This window comes from Hyphomicrobium sp. NDB2Meth4 (assembly GCF_900117445.1).
Classification (GTDB): domain Bacteria; phylum Pseudomonadota; class Alphaproteobacteria; order Rhizobiales; family Hyphomicrobiaceae; genus Hyphomicrobium_A.
In genome coordinates this window covers 40,033-52,445 of the sequence record NZ_FPEJ01000001.1, presented here as the reverse complement: position 1 = coordinate 52,445, position 12,413 = coordinate 40,033, and the positions used below count along the sequence as shown (strand labels likewise).

Annotated in this window: 12 protein-coding genes; 5 read left to right on the top strand and 7 right to left on the bottom strand. The window is 63.9% G+C overall.

The genetic code is table 11. From position 1 onward, the window contains the following. Positions 1–3: 3 nt before the first annotated feature. Positions 4–1,194, bottom strand: coding sequence for a glycosyltransferase family 4 protein (locus NDB2M4_RS00230; protein WP_072369006.1), 1,191 nt, complete (start codon positions 1,192–1,194; stop codon positions 4–6). Positions 1,195–1,259: 65 nt separating this feature from the next. Between NDB2M4_RS00230 and NDB2M4_RS00225 the strand changes: the two genes are divergently transcribed. The 4 genes from NDB2M4_RS00225 to NDB2M4_RS00210 all read left to right on the top strand — a co-directional run bounded on the left by NDB2M4_RS00225 (position 1,260) and on the right by NDB2M4_RS00210 (position 4,607). Further along, positions 1,260–2,039, top strand: a complete 780-nt coding sequence (locus NDB2M4_RS00225; RefSeq protein WP_139247029.1) for an alpha/beta hydrolase — start codon at positions 1,260–1,262, stop codon at positions 2,037–2,039. 66 nt (positions 2,040–2,105) lie between these two features. Next, on the top strand, positions 2,106–2,381 hold the full coding sequence (locus tag NDB2M4_RS00220; protein ID WP_072369004.1) for a hypothetical protein: 276 nt from the start codon (positions 2,106–2,108) through the stop codon (positions 2,379–2,381). 195 nt (positions 2,382–2,576) lie between these two features. Continuing rightward, positions 2,577–3,155: an HPF/RaiA family ribosome-associated protein gene (locus NDB2M4_RS00215; RefSeq protein ID WP_072369003.1), complete on the top strand. Its 579-nt coding sequence runs from the start codon at positions 2,577–2,579 to the stop codon at positions 3,153–3,155. Positions 3,156–3,224: 69 nt separating this feature from the next. Continuing rightward, on the top strand, positions 3,225–4,607 hold the full coding sequence (locus NDB2M4_RS00210) for a YiiX/YebB-like N1pC/P60 family cysteine hydrolase (protein ID WP_072369002.1): 1,383 nt from the start codon (positions 3,225–3,227) through the stop codon (positions 4,605–4,607). Here NDB2M4_RS00210 and NDB2M4_RS00205 read toward each other — a convergent pair. The 4 genes from NDB2M4_RS00205 to NDB2M4_RS00190 all read right to left on the bottom strand — a co-directional run bounded on the left by NDB2M4_RS00205 (position 4,586) and on the right by NDB2M4_RS00190 (position 8,895). Beyond that, positions 4,586–5,977: a hypothetical protein gene (locus NDB2M4_RS00205; RefSeq protein WP_139247028.1), complete on the bottom strand. Its 1,392-nt coding sequence runs from the start codon at positions 5,975–5,977 to the stop codon at positions 4,586–4,588. The genes NDB2M4_RS00210 and NDB2M4_RS00205 overlap by 22 nt on opposite strands. Before the next feature lie 209 nt (positions 5,978–6,186). Further along, positions 6,187–7,059, bottom strand: coding sequence for an SDR family oxidoreductase (locus NDB2M4_RS00200; protein WP_072371480.1), 873 nt, complete (start codon positions 7,057–7,059; stop codon positions 6,187–6,189). Then, a complete protein-coding gene (gene queG, locus NDB2M4_RS00195) occupies positions 7,056–8,219 on the bottom strand; it encodes a tRNA epoxyqueuosine(34) reductase QueG (protein ID WP_072369000.1) in 1,164 nt (387 codons plus the stop codon). Before queG ends, NDB2M4_RS00200 begins: the two co-directional genes overlap by 4 nt. After that, positions 8,200–8,895, bottom strand: coding sequence for a glutathione S-transferase family protein (locus tag NDB2M4_RS00190; protein WP_072368999.1), 696 nt, complete (start codon positions 8,893–8,895; stop codon positions 8,200–8,202). The genes queG and NDB2M4_RS00190 overlap by 20 nt, the downstream gene beginning before the upstream one ends. 162 nt (positions 8,896–9,057) lie before the next feature. Between NDB2M4_RS00190 and NDB2M4_RS00185 the strand changes: the two genes are divergently transcribed. Further along, positions 9,058–9,882 carry an undecaprenyl-diphosphate phosphatase gene (locus tag NDB2M4_RS00185; RefSeq protein WP_072368998.1) on the top strand — a complete coding sequence of 275 codons (825 nt, stop codon included), beginning with the start codon at positions 9,058–9,060 and terminating at the stop codon, positions 9,880–9,882. A gap of 28 nt (positions 9,883–9,910) precedes the next feature. Here the strand turns inward: NDB2M4_RS00185 and NDB2M4_RS00180 are convergent, their stop codons facing one another. Together NDB2M4_RS00180 and rpoN are read right to left on the bottom strand one after the other, a co-directional pair. After that, positions 9,911–10,375 carry a PTS sugar transporter subunit IIA gene (locus NDB2M4_RS00180; protein WP_072368997.1) on the bottom strand — a complete coding sequence of 155 codons (465 nt, stop codon included), beginning with the start codon at positions 10,373–10,375 and terminating at the stop codon, positions 9,911–9,913. A gap of 488 nt (positions 10,376–10,863) precedes the next feature. After that, positions 10,864–12,402 (bottom strand): RNA polymerase factor sigma-54, encoded by a 1,539-nt coding sequence (gene rpoN, locus NDB2M4_RS00175; protein ID WP_072368996.1) that lies wholly within the window; start codon positions 12,400–12,402, stop codon positions 10,864–10,866. Positions 12,403–12,413 lie beyond the last annotated feature (11 nt).

The window sequence follows — 12,413 nt, the reverse complement described above, 5'->3', positions numbered from 1 at the left end:
GGCTCAGACCTTTTGCGCGAGCTCAGTGCCGAGCAATTCGTCATAGACCTGGAGCGTCTGCTGCTTCATCTGCCGCAGCGAGAATGACCTCAGCACGTGGTCGCGGGCGCGCTCGCCCATGCGGGTCAGATCAGTTCCGGACATGGCAAATGCTTCGGCGAGAGCATCAGCGATGCAAGTTGCATCCTCGGGCGGGACAAGCCAGCCGGTGGCGCGCGTTGCCGGCACGCCGGGGCGACCGAGCACGGTTTCGGGCGGCGCGCCGATGTCCGTTGCGATGACCGGCGTCGACATCACCTGCGCTTCGGTGGCGGCGCGGCCGAAGGCTTCGGGCTCAATCGAGGCGACGACCGCGATGTGTGCGGCGCGGAAGGCGGCGGCCATGTCGTCCTCGTGGCCGACGAGGCGCACACTGCCCTCGAGTCCGGCGGCTTCGATCTGCTGTACGAGGGCTGCCTGGTAGGCGCCGCGGCGCTGGGCGTCGCCCGCAAGGATGAAGACGACCTCATCGCCGATGCCGCGCTGCTTGAGGATCTGAGCTGCCTCGATGACGTAGCGCTGACCTTTCCACGGCGTCAGGCGAGCAGCATGCAGTACGACGCGCTGCTTGTCTTCGACGCCCCAGCGGCGGCGGACGGCCTCGACGCGGGTCGCGGCGACATTCACCGGATCGAACAGACGGCCATCGACGCCGCGATAGATCACGCGCAGCTTAGAGCGCGGCGTTCCGTAGCGCATGCGAACGAGGTCGGCGGTGTAATTGGAATTGGCGATGACGACGTCGCCGCGTGCCATGACGCTGTTGTACTTGCGCTTGAGCTCGGATTTTTCCGCGTAGGCGCCGTGGTAGGTCGTAACGAAGGGCACGCCGGTGCGCCGGGCGGCGATCAATGCGCTCCAAGCGGGCGCGCGGCTGCGCGCGTGGATCAGCGAGACGCTCTGGCGGCGGACGATGTTGGCGATGCGGTGCGCGTTCCACAGCATGTGGATCGGGTTCTTGGTGGCGGCCGAGAAGAAGTGCACCTCGGCGCCCGTGTCGCGCAGACGCTGAACGAGGCGACCGCCTTCCGTCAGGACGATGCAATGGCCGCCGGCGGTATGCACGGCGTCGGCGATCTCGATGGTGGAAAGCTCCGCTCCGCCGGTATCGAGCTCCGGGATGATCTGCAGTATGGTCGGGCGCTTCTCGGCCACAAGCTAATCCTCCGGCGGCGAAAGGGTTGTTTAGATTGAGTGACAGCGAACCGCAATTCCTTGACATGAAATCGGTTGCCGGCGCGCTGCCGCGCCGCATCGCCTATCGCATCGATCCGGCTCCGGACGGGGAAATGGGGCTGTTCTGGCTATCGGGCTACAAGTCCGACATGGCGAGCACCAAGGCCACGGAGCTTGCCGTCTTTGCCAAGGCCAATGGCTATGGCTGCACGCGCTTTGACTATTCGGGGCATGGCGTTTCCGGCGGAGCCTTTCTCGACGGCACCATCGGCGCTTGGCTGGACGAGGCCGAGGCCGTGTTCCGGCTCACCTCGGGCCGGCAGATTATCATTGGCTCCAGCATGGGCGGCTACATCGCGCTGCTTCTGCTGCGGCGGCTGATGCGGGCAGCTCCCGAGGAGGCAAAGCGCATCGCCGGTCTGGTGCTGATCGCGCCGGCCTGGGACATGACCGAAGAGCTGATGTGGAAGCAGTTCGATGCGCGGGCGCGGCAGGAGATGGCCGAGACTGGCGTGTACCGTCAACCTTCCGAATACGGAGCGCCCTACGAGATCACGCGGGCCTTGATCGAGGAGGGGCGCAATCATCTTATGGCAAATGAACCGTTCGATCCCGGACGCCCGGTCGTCATCCTGCAGGGGCGCCTGGACGCCGCCGTGCCGATCGGCCACGCGCGCGCTCTGATGAGCCTGCTGCAGGGGAATTGGGCCGAGATGGTGGAAATCCCCGACGGCGAGCATCGGCTGTCGCGGCCGGAGGATTTAGCCCTGCTTTTCAATAAAATCGGGCAGGTCGCGCGGGACGCTAAGCCGCACAGCGAATGAGGCATCGACAGACGCGTCAGTCCGTGGAAAGCTGGTCGGTGAAGTTACAGAAGGGCGAGCGCCGCCATGACACATTGGGGCTTTCGCGTTATCGCCATCACCGGATTGATGGTGTTGCTTCCGACCGGCGCTGCAATGAGCGCTGAGGACGGGACCAGTGTCGAGGTCGAAAGGCCGGCCGCCGTGCCGCAGCCTGAGCCGGACACGGGCTATCGCCCGCCTTGGGCAAATCCAAACGCCAAGCCACCGATGCCTGGAATCGAGAACGATCCGACGCCTTTCAATCCGGCGGATGTTGATTCCAACTCCGACACACTCAACATCAATAATCTGAAGCAGTAGGCGGGCGCACGGCGTCTGGCGCCAGTGTGCGCCCGGCCCAGGGATGCAAACGACGGGACAATTGCCACTTGAGAAATGCCGCTACTCTTTCAGCAGCTTGCGCCACATCAATTACCACCGATGCGCCATCGGACGACCATGAGTGGGCGCTTTGATTGCGCGTCGATACGTTGCGACCGAAGAACGGAGAGAACTATGGAAAGACCTCTGCAGATCGCATTCAAAAACGTGGAAAGCTCGGCTTCTATGGAAGCGCTGATCCGCGAACGTGCCAAGCGGCTGCAGCGCTTCTACCCAAACATAACGGGCGCGCGCGTCGTCGTCGAAATTCCACACCGTAGCCCGGAAGGGGCAAAGCCGCCGCTCGCTATCGCGGTTGAGATCGACATTCCCGGGCGCGGTCCGGTTGTGGCCAAGGGCGAGGAAGAACGGCGCCAGGTGAACGGTGACCATTCGCCGATCGTCAACCGGGTGTTCGAGGCCGCTGAGCGCCAGCTCGAGCAGATCAGCGCGATCCGCAAGGGCGAGGTGAAAGTGCACGGGACGGCGGGCGATACCGGCGTGGTGGTGCGCATCTTCCCCGACCAGAACTATGGGTTTGTCGAGGTGAAGGACTCGCCGGATCTCTATTTCTCCCGCGAAGTCTGCGGAAACGGTTCGTTCGAGAACATCAAGATCGGCTCGCTCGTGCATGTGACGCGGGCGGTGGCGGAGGGGCCGATGGGCCCGCAGGCCAGCTCGGTCAAACTGCTGGGTGGCAGCAGCCCTTCATGATGTTGCCAACATGCATCCGTCGTCTTTCCCCGGCATGGTAAGGAGGTAGCGGGACTAGGGGAGGACAAGATGCTGCATACTGCGCCCCGGCACCGGCTCGAGGAGGACCTCGCAGCCGTCGGAGAGATCGCGGAGCGGCCAGCAACCACTGCAAAGGAGCTGGCCGCCAATCTCAACGATCTTTACGAGGCGACGTTCAACGTCAGCTTCGATCGCTACGATGTGCAGACGCTGGCGCGGCTCGCCCCGGACATCGCGCAATCGATCTTTGCGCTGCGGCTTAAGCTGCGCGGTCAGATCGCCGATTGGCACGCGCGCGGGTTCATGACGCTGCAGGGGCAGAAGGCGTTGCGCAATGCGCTGCGGATCGCGCGCTATGCGACCGACATGCTGGGCGAATTGAACATTCGCTATGCGCACCTGGGGCCGGACGAGGCAACGCTGCGCGGCTTCACCGGCCACAACATCAATACCCTGGTCAATCCGGCGTTCGACAACGGACAAGACATCGACTTTCGCTCGGGCGATGTGCTGCTGATGCGCGGCATGCATCACAACAGCGCCGCTATCGCGCGGATCGGAGACGTCGACAGCCAGTTCAGCCACCTCGCGATCATTCACACCGATGCCAACGGAAAGCATTGGGTGGTGGAAGCGCTGATCGAAGCAGGTGCGGTGATCAATCCGCTCAGCCACACGCTGCAGCATGGCCTCGGAAGGTGCGTGCTGTTCCGGCACCGCGACGCGCAACTTGCGGCGCGGGCGGCGGCGCTGATCCATGAGCTGGTGCGGCACTCCAACGAAAAAGACAGCCGGCACATCTGGTACGACTTCACGATGGAGCTTTCCGGCAACAAGGAGCTGTTCTGCTCCAAGCTGGTGCGGAAGGCCTTCGCACTCGCCAGCGACCGGGCGTATATGCTGCCGACGTTCACGACGCGCTTCGACATGAAGAACCGCGATTTCGTGGAGCGGATCGGTGTGACCGCGCGCGAGACATTCGCGCCCGCGGACATCGAGCTGGAGCCGGCATTCGATCTGGTTGCCGAGTGGCAGGACTATCGTGTGACCTCGCGCCTGAGGCTGCAGGATCTGCTGATGGACCGGCTGTTCCTATGGATGGACGAGCACGGATATCGATTCCGCGAAGACATGCCGATCAAGTTGATCGGCTATCTCGGCCAGCTTTCGGGGCAGCTGTCGTCCAGGGCGAAGGATCTCATCGCCGATGTGGTGCCCAAGGTGCCGCCGAACATGCAGCGCGCGACCATTCAAGCCGTGGCCATGCTGCACAGGACGGCGGAGCCGCTACTAGCCGAGCTACTGGCGTTGGAACGGCGCAGCATCGACCGCACGGGGCGGCCGCTGCATGCGCGTGAGGTGTACGAGTTCTTGGAAGCGAAACGTCAGGTTTCGCACGGGCGGATCGGCTATCTCACCGGCGAGGCCTGAACGGTCGAATTCCAGCTGCCCATTCCAGCAGAGCGCGAGACGGGCAGGCCGTGATCGAGCGCGTACTCGATCAGGCGGCTTCCGGCTTTCTCCGCGACTTGCTCGGGGATGACCCAGGCGCGATAGCCTTCGGTTTCGATGGCGCCCGAGCAGCTGAGCTGTCCGGCGGCAACGTCACACGAATAATCGGGTTCCACGGTGCGGATCTCGCGGCGGTCATGGCGCAGGAAGCCCATGTCCACGGGCTGAATGGCGGATAGCGGTGCGGGCAGCATCACGCCGCGGAACACGCACGTGGTATGGTTGCGGCAGACACCTGCGTTGCGGCCGATGGTGTTGCCGGGCCCGAGTGCCTGGGCGCGGCGCAGGGCGCTGGCCGGTTTGCCGGCGCCGTTGCTGACGTAGCAATCGTTGCCGACGCAGAGGACGGGGTTAGCGGTCATCTTGGATCCGGCGAAGCCGTGGCGGCGCGGCTGCATAACGACAAGCACAGTCACGCGCTGCGGATAACTAGGGCGTGCAGTGCGGGCGGGCGCTGCCTGCTCGATGAAAGGCGATGGTGCAGCAGCCGCTTCGGGCAGAGGTCCGCCGAGACTGTTGCGCGTAGCCTTGTTGCGCTCGCGGGCTTCGCGAGCGATGCGGAATTTTTCGGCGATGCGCTGGGCCTCGGCTTCGCGCTGCGCTTCGAGGGCGCGGCGGGTTTCGGCTTCTTTGGCTTCGGCGATGCGGCGCTGCTCGGCAAGGCGGTCTTCCTCGGTCTTGCGCTTCGCTTCGGCTTCAAGTGCCTGACGCCTCAGATCGGCAACGCGTGCTTCTTCGGCCTGGCGCCTCTTTTCGGCTTGCTCGGCCGCGCGGCGGATTTCAGCGACGCGGGCCTCCTCGGCCTTGCGCTTCTGCTCGGCGACACGGGCGGCTTCTGCCTTGCGCGCAGCTTCGGCCTTTGCTTCGGCGATGCGGCGCTCCTCAGCGATTTGGCGTTCTTCGGCAATACGCTTTGCCTCCACTTCGCGCGTCAGGCGTTCGGCTTCGGCGCGGCGTGCCTCTTCCTGGCGGCGTTCCTGTTCCAGCTGTTGCTGGCGCGCTTGAGCAGCCATTTGATCGGCCTGAGCGCGGGCAGCCTGCTGCTCGGCTTCGAGCTCGGCTTTGAGGCGTGCCTGGTCGGCGGCGTGACGCTGCTCGGCTTCGGCCTGAGCACGGCGCAGCATCTCTGCCTCGTCGGCGGCGCGCTGGGCTTCGGCGGCTGCCTTGCGCTTGGCGGCTTCCGCCTTGCGGCGTGCTTCGGTCTGGCGCGCTTCCTCAGCGCGTTCGCCGTCGTCGGCGGCCTGGGAGAATTTCTGTGCAAGTGCGTGCGCGGCGTCGTCAGCAGCCAAAGCATTCTGCGTGCTCAGGGCACAGCTCATCAGTGTCGCGGCACACAACATCCCGCGACGGAGGCAACTCGTTGCCGACCGCATAGCATCCTCGCCAATATCGTCCGATGGAGCCGGTGCTCCCCTCAGTCGTGCCTAGAGCACGACCTAATTCCGCCAATAAAGCGGGCGGCGGTTGAACGGAGGCTGAACGGACTGTGGATAGAGAATCAGCCGCCAGACAACTCGGCGAGGATGGCGCGCAGGCCTTCGCGGTAGGTCGGAAATTTCAGTGTCACGCCAAGCTCTTGGTGAAGGCGTGCATTGCTGGCGCGCTTGTTGTCGGCGTAAAAGCTGCGCGCCATGGGAGAGAGCTGCGCGTCGGCGTAGGGGACTTCGGGGGGTGGTGCAACTCCCAACAGCTCGGCCGCATAGGTGACGACGTCCTGCGGCGGCGCGGGCTCGTCGTCGGTTACATTGTAGACTTGGCTCATGGTGGGGCCGACCATGGCCGCGCACACCGTGCGTGCGATGTCATCGACGTGGATGCGGTTGAATACCTGGTCCGGCTTGATGATGCGATGAGCTGTGCCTTCACGCAGCTTGTCGATAGCGCTGCGGCCAACGCCATAGATGCCGGCGAGGCGGAAAATCTGCGTCGGGACATGCAGAGATTGGCCGAGCGCGAGCCAACTGGCTTCGGCGGCAACGCGCTGGCGTCCGCGCACCGACGTCGCGTCGGTTGCGGAGGTCTCATCCACCCAGCCGCCATTGCGGTCGCCATAGACGCCGATGGTCGACAGGTAGCCGATCCAGTTCAGCGATGCGGCGCGGCGTAGATCATCGCCGTGATGGCGGAGAACAGGATCGTCGTCCCCGGGCGGGGCGGAGATCAGCACGTGGGTTGATGCTGCCAATGCTTCGGCAATGGCGGAGTTCGGCGTCTGGCCGTCAAATATGAAGGGCTGATAGCCGGCAGCGGATATCGTGTCGGCGCCCTTTTGCGTGCGCGCGGTGCCGGCGATCTGCCAGCCTTCGGAGGCGAGCGTGCGGGCGATGCGGGCGGCGCTGTAGCCGAGCCCGAAGCAGAATAGCTTACTCATAGCGGTGCCGTTGTCTGCCATTCGGCGCGCACGTCGCTGTCGCCTTCGCGCGCGAGGTGCCTATGCCGGAGTGTGTCGCCGATGTCGTCGGCGGTGATCTGGCGTATGGCCCACACGGCCATCGCGCGCACCAGCGGGGAAGCGTCGGTGAGCAACGGCTCGATGCGGGGCAGGAGGCCCTGATCGCCCGCGTTGCCCGCGGCGATCAGCACGTTGCGCAGGAAGCGGTCGCGGCCGGTGCGCTTAATGGGGGTGCCGGCGAAGCGCACACGAAAGGCTGCGTCGTCGAGCGTGAGGAGTTCGGCGAGCGGGGGATTGTCGGTTTCGGCGCGGGCGGCAAAGCGCGCTTCGCGCGCGCGCTCTGCGAACTTGTTCCATGGGCACACGGCGAGGCAATCGTCGCAGCCGAACACGCGGTTGCCCATGGCGCGGCGAAACTCAGCGGGGATGTGCCCTTTGTGCTCGATCGACAGGTAGGCGAGGCAGCGGCGGGCATCGAGCTGGTAGGGCGCGGGGAATGCCGACGTGGGGCAGACGTCGAGGCAGCGGGTGCAACTGCCGCAGTGATCGGGCTCGCTTGCGTCGGGCGGCAGTTCAGCCGTGGTGAAGATGGCGCCGAGAAAAAGCCAAGTGCCGTGCTCGCGCGAGATGAGCATGGTGCTCTTGCCCTGCCAGCCCAGTCCAGCGGCGGCGGCGAGCGGCTTTTCCATCACCGGGGCCGTATCGACGAAGACTTTTGCCTCAACGCCACCTTGCTGGGCGAGGAATGCCGCGAGCTGCTTCAGCTTGCCCTTGAGGATGTCGTGATAGTCCTTGCCGCGCGCGTAAACGGAAATCACGCCACGCTCCGGACGATCGAGTGCGGCAAGCGGGTTTTCCTCGGGCGCGTAGCTCATGCCGAGCATGATGATCGAGCGCACATCGGGCCACAGGCGCGCCGGGCTCTGACGGCGTTCGGCGTGCGCTTCCATCCAGCCCATGTCGCCGTGACGGCCTTCGGCGAGGAACTCGGCGAGCCGGGTGCCGGCGGCAGCGACCGCATCGGGCGTCGTGACGCGCACGGCATCGAAGCCGAGCTCGCCGGCTCGCCGATTGATCAGCTGTTTGAGCTCCACACTCACGCGTCGTCCATCAAGTCCATCAGAAATCGAGATCGGCATAGTGCGCCGTCGGGAGAGCGCCGGGAACGCGATCGGCCAGCAGCGAGCGGAACGAGCGCCGCGACTTGAGGCGTGCGTACCACGTCTTGGCGACGGGATGCTCCTCCCATGGCACTTCACCCAGGTAGTCGGCGACGGAGACATGCGCGGCGGCGGCGAGATCGGCGATCGAAAGTTCCTCGCCGGCGAGCCATCGCCGGTTGTCGGCCAGATAGCTGATATAGCTCATATGGTAGCGCAGGTTGGCGCGTACAGCGCGCAGGAAGTCGACGTCCGGGGCACTGGCGGCGTCTGGCTGCAAGCGTGTGTAAACCCTTTGCTGCAAAAGTTCGTGTACGACCTCGCGGTTAAATTTGCCGTTGAACCAGTCGGCCAGACGGCGGATTTCGGCCTTCTGGACGCGGTCACCGGGTAGGAGCTGGATTGCCGGCTCGTCCTCGCTTTCGGCGGCAGGTGTTTCGGCGAGATATTCGGAGATGGCGTAGATGCCGCATAAGGGGGGCGTGCCGTCCAACTGCAGGACAGGCAACTCGCCCGCGGGATTGAGTGCCAGAAATTCGGGGCGCCACTCCCAGGGGCGCTCTTCCGCCAGATCAACCTCGACGCCGAGCTCCGCCAGGGCCAAGCGCGCGGTGCGCGAATAGGGGCAGAGCCGAAAGTGGGTCAGTGTTGGCATTGCTCAGCGTTGCCTATCATCATTGCATGGGCGCAAACGGGTCGTACGGGGTGACAGCGAATATGACAATCGTCGCATGTGGCGCGGGAGTGGCACCGGGCTCGGCTAAATCCTGCTAATCGTGCGCTCCGCACAGCCCCTCAGATAAATCACGAGGCCTAAATGCCGATCTGGGAAGTGATTCTGCTTGGCCTCATCGAGGGCTTGACCGAGTTTTTGCCCGTCTCATCGACCGGGCATCTCTTGCTGACTGAACACTTCCTGGGCGTGTGCAATCCAGGAAAGACGTTCGAAGTTCTCATTCAGCTCGGCGCCATCCTCGCCATTCTCAGCGTCTATTCGGTGAAGCTGACGCGGGTGGCGATGGCCATTCCCTACGATCCTTCGGCGCGGCGGTTCGTATTCGGCGTGTTCCTGGCGTTTCTGCCGGCGGCGGTGATTGGCGTTCTGGCGCATGGCTTCATCAAGAGCGTGCTGTTCGAGACGCCGATGCTGATCGCCGTGATGCTGATCGTGGGCGGGATTGTCCTGCTGGCCGTCGATCGGATGCATCTACCGGTTCGGTACAACAACGCGATGGATTTTCCGCTGTCGCTGGCCTTCAAGATCGGCGTCATTCAGTGCTTCGCGATGATCCCCGGTGTGTCGCGGTCGGGATCGACGATTGTCGGCGCGATGCTCTTGGGAACTGACAAACGCTCGGCGGCGGAGTTCTCGTTCTTCCTTGCCATGCCGACGATGGTCGGTGCGTTCAGCTACGATCTCTACAAGAACTGGTCGGTGCTGCAGCCGGGCGATGTGTTCAATATCGTTCTCGGATTCATCACCGCGTTCATTGCAGCCGTGTTCGTTGTGCGGCACCTGCTCAATTACGTGAACCGCCACGGCTTTGCGCTGTTCGGATGGTGGCGCATCATCGTTGGCGGCGTGGCGCTGGGAGCGATGCTGGTGCTCGGGCAATCCAACGGTTGCCCGGCACTTCCTTAAGGCGCACCGATACGTTCTGGTCTCGGTGCTAAGCTGCGTGCGAGGGCAGCGGGTGCGTCAGTGCAGAGCGCAGTGCCGCTGTGTCCTGGGCGGTGCGCAGCGCATCGAGCACCGAAGGCTCGCGCACGACGCGCGAAATGCTGGCTAGCGCTTTCAGATGATCGCCGCCGGCGTGGTCCGGGGCCAGCAGCAAGAACAGAAGATCGACCGGTTCGTTGTCGTGCGATTCATAGTCGATCGGCTCTTCGAGGCGCGCGAACAGACAAAAGATGTTGCGCAGGCCGTGCAGTTTGACATGCGGAACGGCGACGCCGCGGCCGAGCCCGGTGGAGCCGAGGCGCTCGCGCTGCAGCAGCGTGTTGAAGATCTCGTGCTGGTCGAGACCGGTTCGCTCAGCGGCGATGGTCGCCAGCTCCTGAAGCGCGTGTTTCTTGCTCGTTGCCTTAAGCGACGGGATGATGCCGTCGGAAGCCAGCAGGTCGCAGAGATCCATCTTAAAATCCTGTTCCAACCTGATGCGAGTGATGGTCGTCAGCGAGGCCCGAAGTACCTGCGCAGCGACGACCCGCCAGTCTCGCAATTCTACCTATACGATCGTGCCCCCGCACGTACCCTCTGCCGGCGCAGCCGCGCTATCCCCTGGGTAAGTGCCTTGGTGTGCTGAGAAACCAAAAAGATGGCACTGCCAAGGTCGACTGCACAGGAAACCGGCAGCTCAGTCTAGCAACGCGCTGAATTCGGCTTTGGTTCACAGGGGCTTAGCCTCTTGTAATGCCGCTGCCGCGCGCTGTTCCGGGAAAATGTCCTCCAGCTTGTGTCCGTTCGGGGGATATCCTCGTCGCATGAAGCTGCAAGAACGAGGCCATGCCCGGTTATGCATGCGAGTTATAGCGGGGGTCGGTTATGCATCGGCTCACCTCGCCATGCGCGGCTGCCTATAGAGCAGTCGGGAGGTGCACACAAGCCCTCCGGAAGGCGTGGTCAGGTGGCGGGCCCGACGCGCTCGGTCAGGCGCTTGTCGCGGCGACGCTGCACGGATGAGGGAATGCGCATCGCTTCGCGGTACTTGGCGACGGTGCGGCGCGCGATGTCGATGCCGTCGCTCTTGAGCTTCTCGACGATCTTGTCATCGGAGAGCACGGTTGCGGGTGTTTCGCCGTCGATCATCTGCTTGATGCGATGGCGGACGGCTTCGGAGGAATGCGACTCGCCGTCGTCGGCGGAAGCGATGGCCGAGGTGAAGAAGTACTTCAGCTCGAAGATGCCGCGCGGCGTTGCCATGTACTTGTTGGAGGTGACGCGCGAGACGGTGGATTCGTGCATCGAGATGGCATCGGCGACGGTGCGCAGGTTCAGCGGTCGCAGATACTGCACGCCGTGCGTGAAGAACGCATCCTGCTGGCGCACGATCTCTTCGGAGACGCGAAGGATGGTGCGAGCGCGCTGATCGAGACTCTTCACCAGCCAGTTGGCGGTCTGCAGGCATTCGAGGAGATAGTTGCGATCTGACGCCGAGCCGGCCGCTTGCGAAACGGTGGTGAGGTACGTGCGGTTGACGAGCACGCGCGGGAGCGTCTCGGTGTTCAACTCGATGATCCACGAGCCATTAGGAGAGGCGCGTACGAGGACGTCGGGCACGATGGGCTGAAGCTGAACCGAGCCGAACTTGAGGCCGGGCTTGGGATTGAGCTTCTTGATCTCGGCGATCATCTCGAGAAGCTCGTCCATTTCGACGCCGACAGCCTTGCGCAGTGCCGCTAAGTTGTGGCTGGCAAGTATGTGCAGGTTATCGAGCAGCTTTGCGACGATCGGGTCGAATCGGTTCTGCTCTTTGAGCTGCAACGCGAGGCATTCAGCTAGCGAGCGCGCGCAAACGCCGGGCGGATCGAGTGTCTGCAGGGAGGCGAGGACTTTTTCGACGAGTTCGAGCGGAGCACCGAGCTTCTCGGCGATGGAGGCAAGGTCGGCGCCAGGCAGGTAGCCCGCTTCGTCGACCATATCGACGAGATACTGGCCGATCAGGCGTTCGGCGGGCTCGCTGAGGACGAGCGGAACCTGCTCGCTCAGGTGCTCGCGCAGTGAGACGTCGTTGGTGAGGTAGGCCTCGATATTGACGTCATCGCCGCTGACAGCTCCGCGCTGGCGCAGCGAGGCCCAGCCAGAAGCGTCAGCGCCTCCGGCGGCGTCGGCGGCGCTGCCGTCGGGATATACGTTCTCGTATTCGGTATCGAACGTTGCCTCAGGGTCGGCCACCGGCTTTTCGAGGTCGACCCAATCGCTTTCGCCATTGGCTGCCGGCTCGTCGTTCTTGCTGAATTCTGGCGCGTCAGTTTCAGTGCGCACCGGAACTTCGCTGGCGCCGTCGTCGGGCTCGAGCAGCGGATTCCGCTCCAGCTCGGATTCGACGTACTGGGTGAGTTCGATGTTCGACAGCTGAAGCAGACGGATGGCCTGCTGCAGTTGGGGTGTCATCACCAACTGCTGGCCTTGTCTCAGCTCTAGCTTCGTCGAAAGCGCCATGCGCCCGCCCG